Consider the following 22159-nt stretch of genomic DNA (forward strand, 5'->3'; position numbering starts at 1 on the left):
TGGCTATGAACCTAGCCCAACTTGGTATTGATACGTACCTTGCGATAACTCGGCCATAATAAGGAGTGATCTATATAGGGATAAGATTGAGACCTTGGGTATTAAGGCATTTATTGGTATGAATATAGTCGATGCGAAGGACTCGGGTGATGGATTAAGGCTCACGCTCGAGAATATAAGAGGCAAAAAAGCTAAGATTCAGAGGAGGGAGGAGTTGATTGTAGACGTTTTAGTGAGTGCCGTTAGGCTACCGGTCATTGACCTGCCAGCACAATTAGGCGTGCCTATCGTCTATGCACCGGAAATTGGAGGTCTCGTACCTAGGAGGGGCTTTACGGGAGATCTCGGGCTTGGTAATGTTTATGTTGTCGGTGATGCCGGCGGATTACTCCCGGAGGCCTTAATCGTTAAGCAGGCTAGGATAACCGCATTAAGTATAGGCGTTAAGGAGGGTTTAGTGCCTGGTGAGGCTCTCGATAAGGAATTAGCCGAGTTCAAGAGGGATTTAGTCACTGTGAATTCCTCGTATTATAACGTAATCCTCAGGTTTGAGCAGGGGCTTCAGGGCAGTGGTTATTATGCCGAGCCCAACGTAGCTCATGCACCCATGTGGGCTGCCGCCGGGTCTATTGAGGATGTGGAAAATGCCCTTAGGAGTGCCAATAGGCAGTACCTATGCTTCTGTGAGGATGTTACCCTGAATGACGTATTAAAGTCGGTCAGGGTATTAATGCATGGTAGGGAGGTCAGGGTTAGGGTTCTTCATGGTGAGGAAGAGGAATATAAATCATTGAGGTTACCGGGCATGGAGAGGATAAAGAGAACCACTGGTTTAGGTACAGGTCCCTGCCAGGGTAAGTTCTGCCTTGTCAGTGCGAATCTAATACTAAGCTTCATATACCAAAAGAAGCCTAGTGAGCTTGGATTGCCGAGGATTAGGTTTCCCGAGGCGCCAATACCAATGGCCACGCTTGCGGGTGGTGAGTGATGAGTGAGGGTCATGGATTAATCTCTTTGACTGCCGATGCCGTGGTTGTTGGTGCAGGTATTGTTGGTTTGGCCGTAGCTATTACCTAGCTCGCAAGGGCCTCTCCGTCGTTGTACTAGAGAGGAGCTATGTTGGTTCTGGGAGTTCAACGAGGAATGCGGGTAGGTATAGGGTTCACTTTGGGAATAGGGAGAATACGGAGTTTGCAATCAGAGCCATTAAGAAATTAGAGTCCCTCAGTGGTGAACTTGGTTGGAACGGAGTCTTTGAGAGACAGGGCTACCTATGGCTTGTTAGGCGTAAGGAGGTTCTTGGGAATTACGAGAGACTTAACGAGAAATTATGGAAACCACTAGGTGTGCCCGTTCAGATACTCACGGTAGAGGAATTAAGGGATAGTTCCCATACATCAATACCCAGGGCATAGTGGGTGCTGTCTATGGTCCCCCCCAAGACGGCGCCTTCCACCATGATTACCTGGTGTTGGGTTATTACGAGAGGGCGCTCGATCTTGGTGTTAGGGTTTATGAGTACTCGGAGGTTAAGGGCGTTGGTGTTGAGAATGGTAGGGTCGTTAGCGTCTCAAGTAATAATGTTTTTGTGAAGACGAAGAATGTGGTATTCGCGGCTGGGGCATGGACTGGCGAGGTCATGAAAAGCACACTCAATATAGATATTCCGATTAAGCCCGTCAGAAGGGAAATTGGGATTACAGAACCTGTGAAACCAATAATTAATACCTACATAATAGATACTGAGACTAACCTATATGTCGGTCAGACAATGAGGGGGGGTGAGATATTGGGTAGTATAGAACTTGAGGGTGGCGAAGGTTTCTTACCCTATGGAAATACCCTTTCCTGGTTAACTGCCTGGGCTAGGGAGACGGTGAAGTTAGTGCCCAGTCTTAAGAGGATTAGGGTTATGAGGGTGTGGTCGGGTTATTACGAAATGACGCCTGACCATAGTCACGTAATGGGTAGGTTAAGTACGTGGCCCGAGGGTGTTTATGTGCTGTCTGGTTTCTCAGGCCATGGCTTCATGTTTGGCCCATACGCCGCTGAGTTGCTGGCTAATTACATGATTAATGGTGTTGTTGATCCAATAATGAAGCCATTTCTGCCCGATCGGTTTACTACGGGGAATCTAATCAAGGAATTACTGGTTATTTAATTTCCTATTTGCTCAGGTCTTCGTATTATTCATGTGTAATTCATGGAGTATCATTTAATTAATGTGTTTGGGTAATTATTAATCGTAGCTAATTATTAACCATGACGATGGAGCAGAGTACTACGGACATTGCAGTAAGTGTTAATAAGGTGGAGGCTGGGGTAAATGAGCTAATAAGTAGGTTAGCCACTGTTGTTGACCCGAGGCTGGTGACCAGGGAGCCTCCAATAGATGTTTTCGATAATGGCGATTCAGTAATAATACTCGCTGACCTACCTGGTATCAGGAAGGAAAATATTAAGGTCAGGTTGGTAGTAATTACGTGGAGATAATGGCCGAGCCACAGCCACTGCCGGCAGTCGGTAAGGCAGCTAGGGTGGAGAGGTTGAGTAATTTCAGGTTTATAGGAAGGTGGAACTCGGAGTGAGACTTAAGGTTGATAGCGCTAAGGCAATGTATAGAGATGGCGTATTACAGATAATTATACCTAAATTAGGTAGTATAGCAGAAACGGAGGTTTTAATAGAATAGTTATGAGTAATAAATAAGTATTTCATCTCTAAAAATCATACGATTAATAATTATTGATTTATTAGGATAAGGTATTTATAGGGGTCTAATTATTAGGTCGTGATGTCTATAGTGAAATTTGAGCCGGAAACCAGGAGGGTTCAATTAACGGGAGGCGCAACCCTAATAGTTTCACTGCCTAAGGAGTGGACTAGGCAGGTGGATCTTAAGCCTGGCGATGAGGTCCTCGTAATACCACAGCCAGACCTATCACTACTTGTTGTGCCTAAGAAGATGGTTAAGGCGCCGCTCCTTGAGTCATCAATAAACGTTACCCAGGACCTATCAAACATAGATCACTTGGAGAGGGTATTGCTGGCTCATTACCTATCTGGTTATGATATATTTAGGCTCAATTTTGACGTATCGACGCTGAACCTTAAGAAACAGGTTAAGGATATTGTACGGAGAAAGCTGACAGGCGTTGAGATTATCGAGGAGGGCAGAAACACACTTGTTATTCAGAACCTCGTTAATGTACCTGACATAAACATTAGGGACATAATAGTGAAGCTTGGCAAGACCGTTGTTGGCATGATTGATGACTTAAGAACACCGATAGAGAATGGTGATAAGGCGGTGGCCACCGACATTATCGAGAGGGATAATGAGGTTGATAAGTTCTACTGGCTCCTAAATAGGCAGTTGAAGAGGGTCCTCGTCAGTAAGCACGCCCTAAGCCTATCTGGCATTCAGGACCCAAGGAGTATTATTGAGTACGCAATAATTAATAAGTCACTTGAGAGGGCGGCCGACCATGCAGTTAAGATAGCCCGAGAGATCGTGAACCTTGGTGATAAGTACATATTGATAATGCCGCAGGAGCTTAGGCAGAAGTTCAGTGAATTGCTTAGTAAGGATTCCGTGATAATGAATAATGTTGGTAAGGCAATGACGGAGAAAGTGGACATGAGGGAGATTAATTACATAATTGATACTGTTAAGTATGAGATACGGTCAGCAGTGGACTCACTCGACTCGTCACTATTAAATTACAACCTAACCACCCAGGCGGCGGCATCCGCTAGGCTAATACTGGATAGTATCTATAGAATCGCTGAGTATGCATCGGATGTTGGCGAAGCATTACTTAACCTTGCAATTGAGCAGTTTGGTTGATTCGACCAAATTTGCTAAAAACTAAATTTTTCAAAAACCATCGTTATTATATCCTCAAAAAAGTAATGAGTTGCCTTAGATATTATTAATTTAAAGCCACATCTTCCCAAATAATCAATTAAATCTTCCCAGTTAGATAATGATGATTGAGTTAGGATAACCATGCGAACTCTGCCTTGGCACACCAACTGCATTAATGACCTGGCTACCTCATTACCATGAGGCCCACCGAAAATCCTCCAATCCTCACTCCAATTACCTGGCAGGTAGGGCGGATTACTAATTACTACGTCAATACGGAATCCAGCCTTAATTGTGTCCAGGAGGTTCGCAGTTATGACATCAGCATATTGATAGAGGCCATTATCAATTAGGTTTATCCTGGTATTCATTGATGCATTGTAATCAATATCAACAGCTAAAACCCACGTAATACCCTCTTTATTAATTACCTCCTCCAGCGCCGCCAGTGTTAGTATACCTGTTCCGGAACCCACATCGATTATACGTAAATATCCGTTATTAGCATAATTATTTAAAACCCAGCGAAGTAGCTCGACAGTTTGCCAAGTATCCTCAGCGGGGGGATATACATCGCCTAGTACTCTGATCCTCATATTATCTAGCTATCTAAAATAATACTATATATATTAATACGGAAGGTATTAGCAGAAATAGCGTTCCAAAGAGTAATGAGTACTCCATGGGTTTTCCCGAGCTCATTGAGAGTACCGTAGAGAGTATTACTAAGCTAATAAGTGGTAAAAATGCCTTAAGTAAGGCGTCAATTATTGAGAGTGGGTAGGGTGGTAACCACGGCGTTATCAACGCCATTATCGTTGGGTATAACGATACCGGTATAAGGGATGTTAATATACCGCTCAACAACTTAAGGTCGATAATCTCGCTGCCGAGTAGGTACCTATAAATAAATAATGCAATGCCGAGATAGGCAAGTACTGATATTATAGTTATGCCTATTGGCATGGAATTCATACCTTCTGCGAAAATCAGGAGTAGTAATTCGTAATTCTGTATGAAAGCCGTGACTAGACCAAGGACTATTATCACCATTGAATAAATAAGTAATGCGTTTGGCCCAAGCCTATACATATTTATTATTAATGGTCTCATCAGTAGTATATCAGTTAGTTCATCGGTTTTTATACTCAGTTTCTCAGTACCTTGGCCAAGGCTTATTATCCCATCGATTTTTTCTATAAGCGTCCTACCTTTACCCGTTATCTTCACATATGGTCCATCCCTGATAATTAAGCCATTAGCTCTTAGTATCTCAACGTCGTAGTAAATAGATGATTGAGGGGGGGCATTCAATTCTCTCCTCAAGTCCGATATCCTCATGGTTCCCCGATTAAGTAATAATCTCAATATCTGCAGTCTCCTTGGCTTCAATACGATATTACTTATATCATCAACGTCCCTACTCATTACAGCAATACCTATAGAGTAAGTATAAAAGAGTTCTTTCTTGGGAGTATTCTGTGGTTAGTTTTGATGATTTGAAGGTTTCACTGAGTACGTACATAACGAGGAATAGGCGGGTTACTTACCAGGACCTGCTGAAGTGGTCATCGAGTAACAAGGTAGGTAATGCACTACTGTACCTAATAATTAGGGAGTTAATTCATGAAAAGAGGTTTAAGGTTTCCGGGGAGTACGTAATTGGAACCATAAGAATTGGTAATAACGACATTAAACTATCAATACCAATGTATATAGAGGTACCTGGGGAAGTCACTAAGCAATCAATACCTACAAGGCGCCAGGCTAGGCAAAGACGCACTAGGAGCTCAAGCATTTTGGAGGTGTTTAGTGAAGATAAGAGGCCGGAGGAAAAGCGAACCACGGTAGAGATTAATGAGAATGTAGTAAGGGAGGTAAGGACAGAGACTTCTAAGGAGGTTAAGCACGAAGATGCGCAGCAAAAGGCTGAGCCTAAGGTTGAGGAGCACAAAGAGGAGGTGCGGAGTATTAATGAGGCGAGAGAGCCGAGAGGGAAAATAAGGAAATAACCAGCTCTATTAATACTGAGGGGGGGACGGGCGCTCCAACGGATTATTCGACAGTGCCCATGGAGGACTTCATGGTAATGCTTAGGAGAGTCATTGAGGAGGAATTACCACAGAACAGGGAGGAGGGTTATAAGGTTGCCATGGCAATGCTCAGTTACCTGCAGAGGTATTGGAGTGTTGGTGAATTGAGGCTTAAGTTCGATATTGCCAAGCAGCTTGGCAGCACTGGTGAGAATATCATGAGGATTGAGGATGGGGGGGTCTTAAGGGCTCTCAGGAGGTTGGGCATTGTGGAGGTTGTGGAGCCTGGCGTTGTTAATAGGGTTAAGGAATTACCCAAGGAATTCGTTAAGGTTAGGCTTGACTCGCTATTCACTTAGTTACGCAGCCACCTGCTTGAGTCTCTCGGGAGTCGTGTATACCTCGGTCCTGTGCCCCCCCTTTGATACAAGCACGAGTACGCCCTTACTGGCGAGAGCCTTAGTACTTGGTATGCAACACTTATTTTTGTGTTAAACCTAGTGGCTACTAGGTACGGTGTCGCATACTCCCACTTGACCACCTCCTTCTCAACATCGCTAAGGAGCTTTTGATCAATGAGTGATGCTTTAGCTGTTGGTCTCTCCTCAGTAGCTGCCTTCTTACCCCTCGCGGCTGGTTTGGCGGGGGGGGCTTGCTGTTGCTTTTCCTGCTTCTTTGCTAATTGCGAGAGTGTTGGTTTCTTCTTTCCACCCATACAGGTCAGTAACCCTACCGCACCTCCCTTTATAAACTATTCTTTTCCTCCGCATGGGAGTTAAGTATTATGCCTATGATTGTGTCGGAAAGGTTTTTTAAGTGCTTTTTTAAATCATGAATAATGCCAAATCCCACTTATCGTATTGAGAATATTGTCGCCACGGTAAACCTCGGCATTGATTTAGACCTGGACAAACTCGCGGAGAGACTCCCAGCGGCTGAGTATAACCCTGAGCAATTTCCTGGTTTGATCCTAAGGTTGCAAAGGCCGAAGATATCAGCATTGATATTTAGGACAGGTAAGATGGTGTGTACAGGGGGCTAAGAGTGAGAATGAGCTTAAGAGGGCCGTCAAGGAATTGGTAAGGCTTCTTAATGAGCATGGGGCTGACGTACCGCTCACACCGGAGATACAGGTGCAAAACATAGTGGCCTCCGGCAACCTGCATGCTGAAGTTGATATTGAGAAGTCGGCGTTAATGCTTGAGAATTCGATGTACGAACCCGAGCAATTCCCCGGCCTGATCTATAGGATGGATGACCCGAAGGTCGTCCTACTAATATTTAGTTCAGGCAAGATAGTGTGCACTGGCGCCAAGAGGGAGCAGCAGGTCAAGGATGCAGTCTTTAAGATACACGACGTGCTTAAAGACATTGGTGCCTTATACGAGGAGGAGGGTAAGGAGGAAGAGGAGTTTTGATGTCCATGTTCCCAGAGGCAGTACCCATAATAGGTCAGGAAGTTAGTCGAGTACCTAATTTAGTATTTACGAATAAGTTAGCAATGGAATTAAGAGGTGAGGTTGGTCCTGCTATTATAAAGAGATTAAGAATGTTGAGTAAGGAGGCCATTGGTATTGTTAGGATCAATGGAAGAATCCATGCCAGACTCCCAAATTCATTAAGTAAGTTTGATAAGGCAATCGTAATACTAGGGCCTGGGGGGGTTGGTGAGTCGTGGCTCAGGTATATAATGAGTCTCTCGAATACTGTAATCGGCTTCACGTTCGACTCACTAATGAGGATTATGAATGCAAGACCGCACTTACTTAATATACCTAATGAGTTGTTCATAGACCCAGTAATCAATGGCGAAACACCGGTACTGCCTAGGGCAATACCAAAGGTTGCCATTGATTGGTTAATGGATTATGTAGACTCGGGGGGGGTGACCTCTACGTGCTGGTACGTGGTGACTCCATAAATAATATCGACTTAATAATGCACTCACGGTTACTTTTCACCTATGATATTAAATTGGCCGAGCTATATAACAGCATTATTAAGGGTAACCTTGCTGGTAATTCAAAGGTGATTGTAAATGCTAGGTGTGATTTTTGTGGTGATTCACCAACACCAATCTGCGCATTGATTTGCTCCGACGTAGACTTAGTTAGGGAGGTTGGGGTTGAGTAACATGAGCTCACCGAAGAGGAAGGGTTCCACGCATGAGAGGGCCTTGGCCAATAAGTTATGGGATATGGGGCTTGCAGTACTTAGGGGGTTGCTCATCGGGCGGCGGTGTTAGAAAGAGGTTTGTGCCTGACATCGTAGCTATAGGCCCCCCCGGCTTCGTACTGGTGATCGAAGCTAAGTATAGGTCCGAGAGGGGGGGTTCCATAAGGATTGAGGGTGAGAAGGTGGAGAAGCTACTGGAGTTTGCGCGTAGGGCGAGGGGTGATGCGTATATTGCCGTGAAGTTTAAGGGCGATGACTGGCGCTTTCTACCGATCACGGACAAGGGGGGTTATCGTTGTGAGACCTGATGACTTAGGCAGTGCATATACACTTGAGCAATTGATTAATAAATACGTGAGTAGATCATTAACTGAATACTTAAGGTAATGTTGATAATTAATCTTTAATATTTTCTAAATCCATGAGTTACTTAATGTCATCAACTATACAGCGGGAGATAAAGGCACTTGTCGACCAGTTACTCAAGACTTCGGAAACTAAATCACTGAGATTTACGCGGGTTAGTATTAAGGCTTCTGACAATGGCTTTGAGGTGAATATAAAGATATACCTTGAGCATCCGATACGCTCAGTAGTGTTTATGAATTGGCAAAGTCAATGGTTAGTAAGTATGGTATTACAATAGACGATATAATGATATACTCACCTCACTCAAGGGCCATTAAGCTCACCTTCACCATTAAGAGGAGGTAATTTGCGGTAAAGCTTATTTATTGCGGAGATTACCCACATATTAATGAGTGCGCAATCATATATTAAATGGCTTGGCCATGCAGCCTTCGAAATAATGCTAAGCGGTAAGAAAATCCTAATTGACCCATGGATCTCCAATCCTCTCTCTCCCGTGTCTCTTAACGAAATATCCAATGTCGACTTCATACTCATAACGCATGACCACTTCGACCACCTGGGCGAGACTATAGATATCGCTAAAAAGACGAATGCCACCGTCGTTGGGGTCTTCGAACTTGTTAATTACCTCAGTGAGCAGGGTGTTAAGAATACCATAGGCATGAACGTCGGTGGTTCCGTAAAGTTAACCAATGAGATCGAGGTTTACGTAACCCCGGCTCTTCATAGTTCAAGTAGGGGGGGCGTACCCGTGGGCTACATAATAAGGGCTCCTGAGGCAACGATATACCACGCTGGAGACACTGGGTTATTTAGTGAAATGGATTTGCTGGGTAGGTTATTTAAGATCGATGTGGCTATGTTACCAATAGGTAGTTTATTCACCATGGACCCAGACAAGCCGCCTACGCATTAACAATGCTGAGGCCTAGGGCAGTAGTACCCATGCACTACAACACATTCCCAGACATTAAGCAGGACCCGCAGCAGTTCAAGGAACTTGCGGAGTCCATGCTCCCGGACATTAGGGTATTTATATTGAAGCCTGGTGAGATTTTACAATTGCCAATCAAATAACCAATTAGTGCCAAGCCCTTAATATTTAAAATCTCTCAAATGCTTCGTTGCTGGTATGGGTAATTTCGATGTTATTGTTGTTGGCGCGGGTACTGCCGGTTCCTATGCGTCATACTTACTCGCCAAGGCGGGGGGGCTTAACGTTGCCTTAATAGAGATGAAGGGTAAAGATAGGGTTTTTAAGACGACGGGTGACGCAATCGGTATTCATCATATCGAGCGAATGGCCATTAAGCCGCCGAGTGACGTATTCATGATTAAGTATGAAGGTGCCGAGTTATTCAGCCCCGACCTATCAATTAAGTATGTAGTGCTTGGTAAGGGTTTTGGACTTGATATGGCTAAGTGGGCTCGGTGGTTAATTAGTGAAGCAGAGAGGGCCGGTGCGCACATCTTTGATAATCACAAGGTTCAGGGACCAATAATTGAGAGTGGCATGGTTTCAGGGGGGGTTAGGGTGCTAAAGCCTGACGGTTCTACGGAAGAGTTTAGAGCCAGGGTGGTTATTGATGCCAGTGGTGTCGGCGCTGTCGTTAGGAGTAGGTTGCCGCGTGAGTGGTGGGTTTCTGAGCCATTATTGCCTGAGGACGTCTCGAATGCCTATAGGGAGATTATCCAGGTTGATTATGATATTGAGAAGCCCGAATTCATAAAGATATACCTAGACGCTAACATAGCGCCGGGTGGTTACTGGTGGTTATTCCCGAAGAGCCGAAATATAATGAATATCGGGCTTGGCCTATGGGGGGGTAAGTTGAGTGAGGAGCAGGGATTGAACCCTAGGCATAATTATGATAAGTACCTCGCCAATAGCCAATACACTAGGGGGGGCAGGAAGATAATACATGTGGGTGGAGGTATAGTGCCAACGCGCAGGCCATTACCGTCACTAGTGGCCAATGGCTTCCTAGCCGCTGGCGATGCGGCGGTCACGGTCAATCCAGTACATGGTGGTGGTATAGGCCCTGCCTTGCTCTCGGCTGAGTTGGCCTCTAAGACGGTGCTGGAGGCCTTTGAAAAGGGTGACTTTACCGAGAGGGGGGGTTATGGAGGTACAATATTGAGTATCTAAGGGCTTATGGGATAAAGCAGGCGATGCTTGATGTGTTTAGGCTCATGCTTCAAACGCTCACTAATGATCAATTGAATAGGGGGGGTTGAAGGCTAGGCTACTCACTGAGGACGAGGTGCTTGAAATCTCCGAGAAGGGCTCGCTGGAGTTATCGCTCATTGATAAGTTAAAGATTGGCCTACGACTAATGAAGGTGCCTGACGTGGCGTCTAAGTTAAGGCTTGCGCTGAGGTATATGGGCGTGGTCAAGAATTTATACGAGACCTACCCAGAGAGTCCCAGTGGTTTATCGAGTTGGTATGGTAAATTAACAAGTGTTTATCGTGATTACGCAGGTAAGCTTGGCATAACTTTGAAATGGTTAAGTAACACCTAGTACCTTAGGTATGTTCTTATCGAAGGGTGGGTAGATAATACCCTTCTCGGTTATTAGTGCAGTCACGTACTTGGGAGGTGTAACATCGAATACGGGATTGAACACGGGGGGGACGCCCTCAGGGGGGGCTATTGGCACACCCCTAATTTTCCTAACCTCGTCAGGATCCCTCTCCTCAATCTTCACATCCTCAACCCTACTCTTCATGTCGAAGGTGGATGATGGCGCTATTGCGTAAAACGGTATGCCAAGCTCATGGGCAATCACGGCCTCCTTAAACGTCCCAATCTTATTATACACATGACCATCCCTGAGTATCCTATCCGCACCAACCATCACGCTACTGACCATGCCCCTATACATTACGTAGCCGACTGCGGTATCCGTTATCAACGTGACTGGTATCCCATCAACCATCAACTCATAAACAGTTAACCTAGCGCCCTGAAGCCACGGCCTAGTCTCCGGCGCAATAACCGATACCTTAATACCCAATGCGTGGGCAACCCTTACAGGCGCCGTGGCGGTCCCAATGCCAGTACCCGTTGCCAACCCACCGGCATTACACTGTGTTAATATTGTGTCTCCATCATTTATCTTCTCAAGCCCATAAATACCCATCATCAACTCCGCATTAAACTCTTCATCGAAAATAGCCTTAGCCTCCATCTTCAAAACCTCAATTAACTCCCTCACGCTCTTAGCCTCACCATTATTCACGGCATCCCTAGCCCTATTATACATCCTCTCCGTAGCCCAGAAAAGATTATGCGCAGTTGGTCTTGCAGCATTGAGGACCTCCCTAGCCCTAGCCAACTCCCTTAGGGCTTCATCAAGTGTTGATTCATTGCTGTGGCTACGGCTAAGACCATCCCGTAAGCCGCCGTTATGCCTATTGCTGGTGCTCCACGTACAACCATCTGCCTAATGGCATCGGCCGTTGATGCGGGGTCCCTCAGCTCTACGTAAACCTCCTCAAAGGGCAATTTCCTCTGATCAAGTAGTACCAGCGTATTGTCATAATCGCGCCAAGTTATTGGCCTTAACCTGGGCTTTATCTTGCTTTTCAATTCCTCAATATTGATCCTCATACCCTACTGATAATAATCAATGGCTTTTAAGTCTTTTTAACAAGCCTTAGCCCAGGTATTTCTCGCGCAGGTAATTCAGCAGGTACGTTGGGTTATACGTATCATTGAAGGACCTTATGAGTAACTCCTTAGGCGGGTATATGGCGCCGTGCTTACAAATCCTATCCCTCAGGAATTCCCTAATCTCATTAAACCTCTTGCTTGCAACCTTGTCCCTTAGCCCAGGGAGTTTCGCGTAGATCATCCCAGCAATGACATTGCCCAATGTGTAGGTTGGGAAGTAGCCGAAGGATCCCTGGGACCAATGAATATCCTGGAGAACACCCTCAGCATCATTCCTAGGCCTGACGCCCAGGTACTTATCCATGAAGTCGTTCCAAAGCGATGGTAGGTCAGACACATCGAGCTTACCAGCTATTAACCCCTTCTCAATCTCATAGCGAAGGGCTATATGGAAGTTATAAGTCACCTCATCAGCATCAACCCTAATGAGGCTCGGCCTAACAATGTTAAAGTACTTGTAAATATCCTCTTCGCCATAGCCCTTAAGGAATGGCAACCTCTCCTTAAGTAATGGGTATATTAAGTGCACGAATTCCCTACTCCTACCAATAACATTTTCCCAAAACCTCGACTGGCTCTCGTGAACGCCCATGGAGACTCCACGGCCGACTGGCGTCATTTCCAGGGATGGGTCGATCATTAACTCATACATTGCGTGACCGCTCTCATGAATTACGGAGAACATCGTTGACCTAAAGTCCTTACCCTCATACCTAGTGGTTATCCTGACATCGTTTATGGACATACTCGTTGTGAATGGGTGTGTGGACACGTCCATGCGGAACCTCGTGCCCACGGGCATATCGAGTATCTTAAGTAACTCCTCATTGATGGACTTCATGGCATTAACATCATAAGGCACATCCTCAAGTGGATGCTTACTTGGGTACCTACTCTCACTCAACACCTTCTCAAGTATTGACTTTAGGTTAGGGAGTAATGTGTTGAATACGTTATCAGCATCGTTAACTGTAAAGCCCTCCTCATACAAATCCAGAAGTGCATTGTATGGGTGTCCCTCATAACCAAGCTTATCAGCAATAACCCTCTCCAGCTCCACAATCTTTGACAGGTATGGTTTAAACTTCTCGAAGTTTGACTCCCTCCTCGCCTCCCTCCAAACCACGGCAGCCTTCGTAGTGACCCTATTTAATTCCTCAATAATCTCAGGGGGGAATTGACGTGTAGTACTTCAACTCCCTCTTCAAAACCCTAATGATGCCCTTCTCAATATCTGTTAAGTCCTTGGCATCCTCATACTTACTAATCAAATCCCTGAGCCGAAGAAGGTACTCCCTACGCATAAGTGCTAAGTAGGCCAATGCTTCGCCGCGCGCAGACGCAGCCTCAACGGGCATATTAACCTCGAGATCCCACCCAAGCAGTGAGTTTGCGTGGTCAATGGCCCACACGAATTTGTATTCCCTGAGTAGGTCATCAATCTTCATTAACACGTTAACCGTAACATCCTACTTAAGCATTTCCTCTATTGCATGAGTTAATTAATAGGGAGATAAGGTTGTATAATCGAATAGCCGTCTTTAACTTACTCAACGATAAATTGCCAAGCCCCCAACTCCCTCCTAACATCGCTTATTAATGAACCACAATTATCCATATTAACCCCCCAGCTTTTCACATACGCAGCTCCAGTCATTGCAAGTCATAATCACGTTCATTACATCCCTAACCTTACCATCACATGACTTCATGGCTAATGTAAATACGGTATTTATTAAATCACCAACTGCATCGTAAATCACGTTCTCAATGACGGTCCTCAATTCATCAATCGTCAGTACGACCGATTCCTCAAGATTTATCACAGAAACTCCTAACTCGTCGGCCAAGGCCTTACTCGAGTCATTACTAAAGCCCCCCCTAGCCACAATTAGGGGCTTCGCGTTTAGTACCTTGGCATTAACGTATGCCTGCCTAATGGCGCTAACGTCGATCTTGCCTGACTTGACCTCAATGGCGTACTTATTGCCCGAGCCATCCTCAGCACTATGTCGACCTCACCAACCTCAACTCCATTAACGGTGACCTTAACTCTCCTACCAAGGACCCTAAGCCCAAGCCTACTCAGTAGCTCAGCCACGTAATCCTCAAACCTAACGCCTACATTAGCCACTAAACTAATATTGCGCAAACCCTTTAATTAATTTTGATATTTCTTAGTCCAATGATGATGGTTTGCAGCCCTGAGTAAATGACGAAACCACTGAGCACTGATTTCATAGCTTAAGATCTGTTTGTGGGTTTGCCATGGCGTTCATTAATGCGTTCCTAAGCTTAACATACTGATTAACCGAATTACTAATAATGCTATTCACCTCATCTCTCGTGAAGGCGCCCGTAACCTTTTGAATAGCCACAACGTTACCACCGGCAATGCCGGTTATATATACGCCATCGGACAAGTCCTCCTCCTCACGGGTTGGGTCAATAAGCAGGAGGTTGCCGATCTTAACGTGGGTTATGGTTAATGGTATTTTATCGATATTAAGTGCAAGTGGCGATCTAACGCCTTTATCTATCCTCAGTATATTGCCTGTGGGGTCTAGTTCGACCTTTGGTAATGCGGTATTCATTAATGCAGTCACGGCCGCTATCGTTGACGCATCCACTAGGTTACCATCGTGGTTGAGCACGTATATGTCGACCCATAGGAACCATGCATGTTTACCTGTGACGATTGACAGCGACTTAAAGTCTAGAAAGCCGCTGTGCCTTATTGCCCTATCCACGACCCTGGCTATCTCAATGGCATTCTCATCCGGTGGCCCCCCCGGCTCTATGTCCGGTGATGCCGTTGGCGCTATTTCCAGGTTCACGATTAACGCGCCCTCGTCTGGCGTATCTTCAAATGGCTTTCCAATCTCAACCTTTACACCAGCCATTACCTTGGTATTGCCGAGGGATACAAGGGAGCTTCCATCTGCGGTCTTTACAACACCAACCCTAATACTTAGTGTTCTATAATCATTCAATCCCCCCCTATTATCAATCCTAACACCCTGCTCAATCATCTTCCTCATGACATCTTGCTTAAGCTTCGGAATAATACCCCCCCTTTCCTGGGTTACACTCAGCATTTAGGGAACTGTCAACTTAAGTCCTTTTAACTTTATTCGTCTATGTATTTTGAGTATTAAACGGTTAATGACATCGAGGTTTCAACGTACTTACCCTTAAGGGTATTCTTCTCGAGCTTATATATCTGCTCGGCAGCCTTAAAGGCAAGGTCAACGGCTTGGCTAACCTCAGCGGGGTCCATTCACCATCGGCTTGCATTAACGTTATTAATCCACGTCCATACATAATGGCCAGTGGCATATCGCCCTCACCATACTGATCCTCAAGTTGATTAAGGTCAACGACTATGGTCCCAGAAACCTTACCTATGGAAACACCAACCAGTAAGTCCCTCATTGGTATTCCGGCGTCTGCCAACGCTAACGATGCAGCCGTTATACCAGTGACTCTGGTACTGCCGTCGGCCTGCAGTACCTCTATATAAACATCAATCGCCGTTCTCGGGAACCTCTCAAGAATAACCGCCGGTTCAAGTGCTGTCCTAATGACTTTGGATATCTCTATCTCCCTCCTGGATGGTGTTGGGCTTTTCCTACCCTCGGACGTGCTAAATGGGGTCATGTGATACCTAACCCTCAGTATGGCTTTGTCGGGCAACTCAAGGTGCTTCTGAGGCACTTCCCTTGGCCCATAAACCGCAGCCAATATAACAGTGTTACCATAAGCAACTAACGCGCTGCCCTCGGCGTTATTTATCACGCCGACCTCCATCCTAACGGGCCTATGCTCGCTTGGTAATCTACCATCACTCCTCTTGCCATTGGTAAGCAGGGTACTGGAGGTTGCTTACCCATTGGTCTTCATTTCTAACCTTGAAATATAAAAGCATTTTTAAGGGGTGGATTTCCTCAATTATTTATATGGTCACAATTAGGGAGGCCCGGGAAGGCGATGTAGATGCATTGGTTGATCTCGTAATTAGGCTAAAAAGGCTCAATAGTGAGTTCGATCCACTCTTCAGCGCTAGGAATGACTGCGCAGAGCGTGCCAGGGAATATCTACTGAATGCGCTACGTAATAGCAAAAACTACCTAGTACTTGTTGCCGAGGACATGGAGGATAGTTGGTGTGTTGAAGGCGGACATTAGGGAACGATTATTCTACTCACCAAGTATTGAGGGCGCAATTGTGGACTTCTACGTAATGCCTGAGTACAGGCGTAAGGGGGGGTTGGGTAGGATGATGCTTGAGAGAGCCATAACAATACTCCGTGAGAGGGGGGGTGCCCAGTTAATAACGGCGGAATTCCCAACCCAGAACCAGATAGCCGTAAACTTCTACAACAAGATGGGGTTTAGATCACTCGTTAGCATCTACGCGAGGGAGACCTAGGTCAGGGTAGGTCAAAAACCCTCGCAATCCAATCCCCCCCCATTTTATTACCAACCATTACGTAAACCTTAACCCTTGGGCACTCCTCAATTATCACAATAGGCACAATTATCATGCTAAACAATAGGTTGTCAGCTTTTATTATCCTTGTTGCCACGGGCTCCAGTTTATCCACGGCCTCCCTAGCCTAGGCGCATAGTTATTATTTGCTGTTATGACATCGCCAATCAATGCACCAATGGGTTTACCGCCCTGTATTATCAATACGTGGTCATTACTTAACTGCGTGCTGGTTAGGCTTAGGTTTATTGTGATGTCAATATCACTTAGAAGGCTCGTTAGGTGAAAGCCCTTATTGCTCACTAGGTGGTTGAAGATTGTAATTACTTGATTTAATGTGCAGCCCTTAGGTACGTCTATTGCCATAAAGCAACCGCCGTTTTTCAAGTATTTTTCTAAGGCCCTGGAATACTGGAGGCACCTAAACTCGTCACTGTTCATTATCATTTCCAATAAATTACCCGTGTAATTTATCTCATCCCTTCTAGTGAGGTTCAGTAGTTTTATGGCTTCATTGATTGATAAACCCTCGGCTAACTTATCAATAACCTCCCTCAATGCGCAATTCCTAGTGGCTAACCTATACAGTAGGTTGGGTAATTCCTGGCTACCACTAATTATAGCCTTGCCCAGTTCCTCGGCTTCCTTTGTTAATTTACCCTGCTTCCAAAGACCCAATGCTGATAGGGTTGGTATGATTACCCTGTAATTCGACCTACTAAGCCCGTGTGAGTCCAAATACTTCATTATGCCTCAGTGTCATCACCCTGCCTATTTTTCACAAGAAATGCCACTATGTCGAGAAGCTTAGAGATTGGTAGCCTAATGTACCAACCCCCCCTTAGGGTACACGGACTCGATCTTAGGGTATCATCACCCTCCCTAATCGTTAATAAATCCCTAACCTCAGTGCCTAATGAACTAATGAGCTCATTGATTGACCTAGCCTTAAGAATGCGTGTTACCCCCCCATCACCCTCAATAATCACTTGATACTCACCACTCTCCTGAATAATCCTAATACTCAAGTCCACAGTTTATCATTGCCCCGACAGTATTTAAAGCACTCATTCTAATCATAGTGGTAATACCCGTTACTGCATTAACAAGTCTTGCAATGCAAAAGGCCCTGTGAATAAAAATGCTTTAAATGACTTAGATCTAGAACACCCTTGATATGGCAGTTGACGTAGTCACGATATTAGAGGTATTAATAGTAATAGGTACATCGCTATGGGCACTGCAATACCTGGTTTCAAGGAAGACCCATGCATATGAAAAGCCAATGTTAATCAACGCCCAGGTGGAGAATCTACCAAAGGTCTCAATCGTACTGCCCGTTTATAAGGAGAGAAGGCAAAGCATTGAGAAAACACTCGACAGTATATCGTCACAGAACTACCCAAAGACACTCCTCGAAGTTTTGATAGTAATTGATAAAGATGATGTACGCACACTCAACGAGGCGCTGAAAGCCACCGAGAAATTCCTGGGCTCACTTAATATCAAGTTAATTATTAACGAGAAGACGGGACGTAGGCTTAAGGCGGTTGCCATGAATACGGCAATAAGGCATGCCGGCGGTTTAATCATTGGGTTTTATGATGCTGACGACATGTTCCCAAGGGACCAAGTCCTCAACGCAGTCCTCCTAATGCTTGAGCGGAACTACGCAGCCGTGGGCACCAGGGTATATAGGTTTAGGGATAGCGTGCTTGGTGGATTGATGTACCTGGAGTCAATAGTTTGGTATAACGCGATAATACCATTTCTTAAGTCCACGGTCAAGATAACGCCACTATCCGGTGAGGGTCTCTTCATAAGGAAGGACCTCGTTGACTCAATACCGCAGAGTATGGCTGAGGACGCATTATTATCACTGAAGTTATCCAGTCGCGGTTACTCAGTGGGCCTACTGGATTCCTATGTTTATGAATTAGCGCCTGTGAACATAATCAGCTTCATAAAACAGAGGATTAGGTGGAATAAGGGTTATGCCCAGACTTCGTTTTGATACTTAGGCAGGGTATCCAATGGAACTATGCCTTTAGGGTGCTGGCGCTGTACATATTAATAGCACTGCCCTCGGCCCTACTGCTGATTTCCGTGATTGGCTTCATCGCGGTTGCCTACATGACCGTAATAGGGAGGGTGTTTACGCTAGGTTCCCTATACCAGTTAGTGCTTGCTATGATCGTCTCCGAAGTCGTGGTTTTATACCTAATGCGTGACTTCATAAATGAGAGCATGAACATTGGGAGGGCAATAATCCTATTGCCAGCATATTGGTTATTGCTTGGTACCGTGACGATAACATCACCGCTAATGCCAATCAATAATTGGTTAAAGACAAATCGTTAAATACTCACTATCCCCACATTACTGGTGGGCGCCACCTTACTACTCATCACCACTTGATAACCAACTCTCCTGGCCATCCTATCGATGATGTTTACCACGGTATTCAACTCATCATGCGTGAGCCCCCAGGTCAACACTATCAATAAGCAACACGGAACCTGGTGGTGTGAGTATTAATTGAACAAGTATTGGTAGTAGGGCTCTCATTTTAAGACCGGCATGAAACATGGGGGGGACCCACCTATTACTTACCTTAATATAGCCCGAAACCCTCTTTGGAGCCGTGAAACCCGCCTTAATGCCCTCTATGCCAAGTTCATTAATTAAGTTCATTAACTCATTGTAAACACCCTCGTACTCAGGCCTTGTCTGTATCACGGAAAGTTGATGCACGGTGTACTGACCATCAGATCCCACGGAATTACTCGGTAGATCCACGGTGGTTTCATAATCCCTCTTCCACCAACAAACCCTGCCCTCACCAAGATAGTAAAACTTATTCTTGAGCATGTTCCTCAGGATAAACGACAGGGAATAAGCCCTCCTTGATGCATCCCCATCGCATACCATAAATGCATCCTCATGCATGACATGTGTCGGTGCCATACAAAGCCTGGTGTTTACAGGGTACCTCATGAAGCCCTCATTACCGACCTTCTCAACCACGGCCACCAACTCATTGTCTAGGTACAGCTCCTGGCGAACCCAATAATCCCTAAGTCTAAAGTTATAGTGATAACCAATGACGGAACCCTTACCAAGTTCAAAACCTATGCTACGCCCAAGGTTCTCCCCCCCATCCTCATCAACCTCATAATAAACACCAATCGTTATCACCTCATCGGGGTCCAACCCATAGGCCAGGTCCTCAGGTTCATGAATAATCAATAAATTACCCTCAAGGACAAGCCACTCCTCACCCCCCCTGCTCTGCATTAGGAGTGCCAGGGCCTCCATCAAGCTCGTCTTACCTGATCCACTGCGCCCAACAATTACCGCATTGCCATCCAGGTTAATCGTTACCCCCCCACTACCCAGGCCCTTGAATCCCTTAACTATCGCCCTTATGAGTCTCGTCATCATCATCAACCAATGCGTAGGCTATTATTAATATTCCGCTAACATTACCAAGACTAACATTACTAACGTTAATACCCATCTGCCTAATACTGCGTGATCCAATAACATTACTTAACTCACTTAATGCCTTGTTCAGTGTTTCATCAAGTCGATTCAGCGCCACATCAAATTCAACACCCCCCCTAACCAACTGACCGACGTTTACGTTTAGCGGTATAAACTTCCTAACATGCACTATTCTGGTCATCAAACCCAACTATTCACTGAAGGATAAAATACCTTTCCGTCCGGATAAGCCTTATATTTGATTCAGGTAAATGCTGCATTAAAATGGAGGTTGTATTCACGCCATGGCGTTGGGCTTACATAAGATCAACAAATAGTAAGGGTGGTGAATGCGTGTTATGTGCATACCTGCATAACAGTGACGAATTAGTGGTTTACAGGGGGGGTAGGCAGTGCTTTATTGTTATGAATAAGTACCCATACAACATCGGCCACGTAATGATAGTGCCCAATAGGCACGTACCATCAATCGCAGACTTAAGCAAGGATGAGTTGAGCGAATGCAGTGCGCTGCTAATGGCGATTATCAAGGCGTTGGCTAAGGTTCTGGGTATCGGCTATGGTGATTTTGACATTGGCATAAACATTGGCAGGGTTGCCGGCGCGGGCATTGAGGAGCACGTGCACATACACATTGTTCCCAAGCCCTCAGTGGTATCCTTCAAATCAATAGATGCGGGGGGGTTTGTTATGGAAAGGACCAGGGAATTAGCGGGCAAGCTTAGGGAAACGATTCCACAATTCATTAGTTAACGCGTTAATTACCCTGGGTATTCTACGGTCCAATACCTAATTAACCATGATACATTCACGACCTATTCAAGAATGTACTTTTTATAAACGCTTAATTCAATGAGAAGTGTGCCATTCACAGGTGAGCCATTAAAGGCGTTACTCACGGATGTAATCACACCCAAATACTTGTACTCACTAATGAATTCCCTTAAATGTGGATCAGTAACCAATAGCGAGTTCCCAGTGCTAACAATAGGTACTGGGACAAGGCAGGTACTCCTAATAGCCGGTTTCTCAATAAATGATTATAGGATAAGTAATACACTTGTTTACATGGTGCTTAATAAATGCATGAACCACGTATACCCAATACCCACATTTAGCGCCTCACAATTAGGTAAGTGGTCAATTAGAATAATACCCATGGCAAATCCCTGGCCCTTCAGCTCATGGGACATCATTCGAGGTAAAAGTGGGTTTTACACAATTGATGATGAGGGCATCCCTGTAAGGTATGATGCATTAACACTCAGGAGTAGGTACTCAGTGAAGCTACATAATATTGTGCATGAAGTAAATCCCGAGCTCATAATAATGCTCATAGGCTCCGATAAATGGTCAATAACAACCCCCCCAGAACTAATAAGGATTAATGACTATAACACCGAAAAACCAGACCCAGCTGACTTCATGCACCACTTCTCCTATGAGAATTACCCCCCCACAATAATACTATCAATACCCAAGGATGCCGAAATGCGTGAAATAGCCAATGAGGTCGCCCGACTAATTAGGGAATACAACGTCAAGCCACGGGAAGTCAAGCCCCCCCTCGAGGTCGTGGTTAAGGTTCACGGTGACATTGATAACATATCCAACGTACTTAAACTCCATGGTCTTTTAGTAAGTGCTGACGGGGATAAGCTAGTTATTAAGGCGAGTAATAGGTCTCAGTCATTATTAAATGCATTGGTAGATAATGGTTTAATTGAGTATTACTTCGATGTCGAGATCTCAGAAATTCACCTTCAATAATCCCTACATAATTTAATAAATAATTAAATAGTCAAGGTGCAATACTTAGAAAACTTAATTATTCCCCAACCCAAAGTAATTAGACTATGGAGAAACTTGCACTTGCATACTCAGATAAATACCTGGACTATAACTTTGGCCCATGGCACCCCCCCTTCAAACCGCATAGGGAAAGGCAACTAGTGGAGTTGCTTAGGGAACACGGTTTATTGTTCCTACGTTGACCTGGTAGAACCCAGACCTGCCTCAGATGAGGAGTTA

Annotated in this window: 25 protein-coding genes and 9 pseudogenes; 19 read left to right on the top strand and 15 right to left on the bottom strand. The window is 45.1% G+C overall.

Annotation, left to right across the window (positions count from 1 at the left end; genetic code table 11):
* The first annotated feature begins 94 nt into the window (after positions 1–94).
* The 4 genes and pseudogenes from JCM11216_RS10200 (at position 95) to JCM11216_RS10215 (ending at position 3850) form a co-directional block, all read left to right on the top strand.
* Positions 95–988: a hypothetical protein gene (locus tag JCM11216_RS10200; protein ID WP_243676011.1), complete on the top strand. Its 894-nt coding sequence runs from the start codon at positions 95–97 to the stop codon at positions 986–988.
* Between the two features lie 139 nt (positions 989–1127).
* A pseudogene (locus tag JCM11216_RS10205) lies at positions 1128–2161 on the top strand (FAD-binding oxidoreductase); the annotation flags it as partial.
* A gap of 101 nt (positions 2162–2262) precedes the next feature.
* Entirely contained in the window at positions 2263–2493 is a 231-nt protein-coding gene (locus JCM11216_RS18920; protein ID WP_243676012.1) for a hypothetical protein, read from the top strand.
* Positions 2494–2794: 301 nt separating this feature from the next.
* Positions 2795–3850: a phosphate uptake regulator PhoU gene (locus JCM11216_RS10215; protein ID WP_054854136.1), complete on the top strand. Its 1056-nt coding sequence runs from the start codon at positions 2795–2797 to the stop codon at positions 3848–3850.
* A gap of 14 nt (positions 3851–3864) precedes the next feature.
* Here JCM11216_RS10215 and JCM11216_RS10220 read toward each other — a convergent pair whose 3' ends face one another.
* Together JCM11216_RS10220 and JCM11216_RS10225 are read right to left on the bottom strand one after the other, a co-directional pair.
* Entirely contained in the window at positions 3865–4467 is a 603-nt protein-coding gene (locus JCM11216_RS10220; protein ID WP_054854137.1) for a methyltransferase, read from the bottom strand.
* A gap of 13 nt (positions 4468–4480) precedes the next feature.
* Entirely contained in the window at positions 4481–5299 is an 819-nt protein-coding gene (locus JCM11216_RS10225) for a hypothetical protein (RefSeq protein ID WP_054854138.1), read from the bottom strand.
* Between the two features lie 53 nt (positions 5300–5352).
* Here JCM11216_RS10225 and JCM11216_RS10230 point away from each other — a divergent pair, with 53 nt between their 5' ends.
* Entirely contained in the window at positions 5353–5883 is a 531-nt protein-coding gene (locus JCM11216_RS10230; protein ID WP_054854139.1) for a hypothetical protein, read from the top strand.
* Positions 5884–5936: 53 nt separating this feature from the next.
* On the top strand, positions 5937–6263 hold the full coding sequence (locus JCM11216_RS10235; protein ID WP_054854140.1) for a hypothetical protein: 327 nt from the start codon (positions 5937–5939) through the stop codon (positions 6261–6263).
* On the opposite strand, the pseudogene JCM11216_RS10240 reads toward JCM11216_RS10235, so the two are convergent.
* Positions 6264–6619 (bottom strand): annotated as a pseudogene (locus tag JCM11216_RS10240) (40S ribosomal protein S25).
* Positions 6620–6742: 123 nt separating this feature from the next.
* On the opposite strand from JCM11216_RS10240, the pseudogene JCM11216_RS10245 reads away from it, so the two are divergent.
* From JCM11216_RS10245 to JCM11216_RS10265, 6 genes and pseudogenes are all read left to right on the top strand, one after another.
* Positions 6743–7322, top strand: a pseudogene (locus tag JCM11216_RS10245) (TATA-box-binding protein).
* A complete protein-coding gene (locus JCM11216_RS10250; RefSeq protein WP_243676013.1) occupies positions 7322–7825 on the top strand; it encodes a hypothetical protein in 504 nt (167 codons plus the stop codon). Before JCM11216_RS10245 ends, JCM11216_RS10250 begins: the two are co-directional and overlap by 1 nt.
* Positions 7801–8037, top strand: a complete 237-nt coding sequence (locus JCM11216_RS18925; protein ID WP_243676014.1) for a hypothetical protein — start codon at positions 7801–7803, stop codon at positions 8035–8037. Before JCM11216_RS10250 ends, JCM11216_RS18925 begins: the two co-directional genes overlap by 25 nt.
* 1 nt (position 8038) lies before the next feature.
* Positions 8039–8466 (top strand): annotated as a pseudogene (locus JCM11216_RS10255) (Holliday junction resolvase).
* Between the two features lie 370 nt (positions 8467–8836).
* Positions 8837–9528: pseudogene (locus JCM11216_RS10260) on the top strand (metal-dependent hydrolase).
* 55 nt (positions 9529–9583) lie between these two features.
* Positions 9584–10976, top strand: a pseudogene (locus JCM11216_RS10265) (NAD(P)/FAD-dependent oxidoreductase).
* Here the strand turns inward: JCM11216_RS10265 and JCM11216_RS10270 are convergent.
* The 6 genes and pseudogenes from JCM11216_RS10270 to rrp41 all read right to left on the bottom strand — a co-directional run bounded on the left by JCM11216_RS10270 (position 10962) and on the right by rrp41 (position 16023).
* Positions 10962–12067: pseudogene (locus tag JCM11216_RS10270) on the bottom strand (S-methyl-5-thioribose-1-phosphate isomerase). The pseudogenes JCM11216_RS10265 and JCM11216_RS10270 sit on opposite strands and share 15 nt — an antisense overlap.
* Positions 12068–12113: 46 nt before the next feature.
* Positions 12114–13578: pseudogene (locus tag JCM11216_RS10275) on the bottom strand (carboxypeptidase M32).
* A gap of 171 nt (positions 13579–13749) precedes the next feature.
* The gene (locus tag JCM11216_RS18930) at positions 13750–14019 is read right to left on the bottom strand and encodes a hypothetical protein (RefSeq protein ID WP_243676015.1); all 270 of its coding nucleotides are present in this window, start codon (positions 14017–14019) and stop codon (positions 13750–13752) included.
* 17 nt (positions 14020–14036) lie between these two features.
* Positions 14037–14264, bottom strand: a complete 228-nt coding sequence (locus tag JCM11216_RS18935) for a hypothetical protein (protein ID WP_243676016.1) — start codon at positions 14262–14264, stop codon at positions 14037–14039.
* A 103-nt stretch (positions 14265–14367) separates the two neighbouring features.
* Positions 14368–15228 carry an exosome complex protein Rrp42 gene (gene rrp42 / locus JCM11216_RS10285; RefSeq protein ID WP_054854141.1) on the bottom strand — a complete coding sequence of 287 codons (861 nt, stop codon included), beginning with the start codon at positions 15226–15228 and terminating at the stop codon, positions 14368–14370.
* A 56-nt stretch (positions 15229–15284) separates the two neighbouring features.
* A pseudogene (rrp41, locus tag JCM11216_RS10290) lies at positions 15285–16023 on the bottom strand (exosome complex exonuclease Rrp41).
* A 66-nt stretch (positions 16024–16089) separates the two neighbouring features.
* Between rrp41 and JCM11216_RS18940 the strand changes: the two are divergent.
* A complete protein-coding gene (locus JCM11216_RS18940; RefSeq protein WP_243676017.1) occupies positions 16090–16317 on the top strand; it encodes a hypothetical protein in 228 nt (75 codons plus the stop codon).
* The gene (locus tag JCM11216_RS18945) at positions 16271–16561 is read left to right on the top strand and encodes a GNAT family N-acetyltransferase (protein WP_243676018.1); all 291 of its coding nucleotides are present in this window, start codon (positions 16271–16273) and stop codon (positions 16559–16561) included. Before JCM11216_RS18940 ends, JCM11216_RS18945 begins: the two co-directional genes overlap by 47 nt.
* 1 nt (position 16562) lies before the next feature.
* Here JCM11216_RS18945 and JCM11216_RS18950 read toward each other — a convergent pair whose 3' ends face one another.
* From JCM11216_RS18950 to JCM11216_RS10305, 3 genes are read right to left on the bottom strand one after another with little or no spacing between them, the layout of a single operon-like run.
* On the bottom strand, positions 16563–16736 hold the full coding sequence (locus JCM11216_RS18950) for a hypothetical protein (protein ID WP_243676019.1): 174 nt from the start codon (positions 16734–16736) through the stop codon (positions 16563–16565).
* The gene (locus tag JCM11216_RS10300) at positions 16703–17368 is read right to left on the bottom strand and encodes a hypothetical protein (RefSeq protein WP_054854142.1); all 666 of its coding nucleotides are present in this window, start codon (positions 17366–17368) and stop codon (positions 16703–16705) included. The genes JCM11216_RS18950 and JCM11216_RS10300 overlap by 34 nt, the downstream gene beginning before the upstream one ends.
* Positions 17368–17649: a hypothetical protein gene (locus tag JCM11216_RS10305; RefSeq protein ID WP_243676020.1), complete on the bottom strand. Its 282-nt coding sequence runs from the start codon at positions 17647–17649 to the stop codon at positions 17368–17370. Before JCM11216_RS10305 ends, JCM11216_RS10300 begins: the two co-directional genes overlap by 1 nt.
* A gap of 149 nt (positions 17650–17798) precedes the next feature.
* Between JCM11216_RS10305 and JCM11216_RS10310 the strand changes: the two genes are divergently transcribed.
* Together JCM11216_RS10310 and JCM11216_RS18955 are read left to right on the top strand one after the other, a co-directional pair.
* Positions 17799–18635, top strand: coding sequence for a glycosyltransferase (locus JCM11216_RS10310; protein WP_243676021.1), 837 nt, complete (start codon positions 17799–17801; stop codon positions 18633–18635).
* Positions 18632–18982, top strand: coding sequence for a hypothetical protein (locus JCM11216_RS18955; RefSeq protein WP_243676022.1), 351 nt, complete (start codon positions 18632–18634; stop codon positions 18980–18982). Before JCM11216_RS10310 ends, JCM11216_RS18955 begins: the two co-directional genes overlap by 4 nt.
* On the opposite strand, the gene JCM11216_RS18960 is transcribed toward JCM11216_RS18955, so the two are convergent.
* The 3 genes from JCM11216_RS18960 to JCM11216_RS10320 are packed head-to-tail and all read right to left on the bottom strand — an operon-like array spanning position 18979 to position 20309.
* The gene (locus JCM11216_RS18960; protein WP_243676023.1) at positions 18979–19119 is read right to left on the bottom strand and encodes a hypothetical protein; all 141 of its coding nucleotides are present in this window, start codon (positions 19117–19119) and stop codon (positions 18979–18981) included. The two genes, JCM11216_RS18955 and JCM11216_RS18960, sit on opposite strands and share 4 nt — an antisense overlap.
* On the bottom strand, positions 19094–20068 hold the full coding sequence (locus JCM11216_RS10315) for a hypothetical protein (RefSeq protein WP_243676024.1): 975 nt from the start codon (positions 20066–20068) through the stop codon (positions 19094–19096). Before JCM11216_RS10315 ends, JCM11216_RS18960 begins: the two co-directional genes overlap by 26 nt.
* On the bottom strand, positions 20034–20309 hold the full coding sequence (locus tag JCM11216_RS10320) for a hypothetical protein (protein WP_054854144.1): 276 nt from the start codon (positions 20307–20309) through the stop codon (positions 20034–20036). The genes JCM11216_RS10315 and JCM11216_RS10320 overlap by 35 nt, the downstream gene beginning before the upstream one ends.
* An 83-nt stretch (positions 20310–20392) precedes the next feature.
* On the opposite strand from JCM11216_RS10320, the gene JCM11216_RS10325 reads away from it, so the two are divergent.
* From JCM11216_RS10325 to JCM11216_RS18965, 3 genes are all read left to right on the top strand, one after another.
* Positions 20393–20881 (top strand): HIT domain-containing protein, encoded by a 489-nt coding sequence (locus JCM11216_RS10325; protein ID WP_054854145.1) that lies wholly within the window; start codon positions 20393–20395, stop codon positions 20879–20881.
* A 99-nt stretch (positions 20882–20980) separates the two neighbouring features.
* Positions 20981–21898, top strand: a complete 918-nt coding sequence (locus tag JCM11216_RS10330) for a hypothetical protein (RefSeq protein WP_243676025.1) — start codon at positions 20981–20983, stop codon at positions 21896–21898.
* A gap of 86 nt (positions 21899–21984) precedes the next feature.
* On the top strand, positions 21985–22122 hold the full coding sequence (locus JCM11216_RS18965) for a hypothetical protein (RefSeq protein ID WP_243676026.1): 138 nt from the start codon (positions 21985–21987) through the stop codon (positions 22120–22122).
* The last annotated feature ends 37 nt before the right edge of the window (positions 22123–22159 follow it).

This window comes from Vulcanisaeta distributa JCM 11216 (genome assembly GCF_001315985.1).
Taxonomy (GTDB): domain Archaea; phylum Thermoproteota; class Thermoprotei; order Thermoproteales; family Thermocladiaceae; genus Vulcanisaeta; species Vulcanisaeta distributa_E.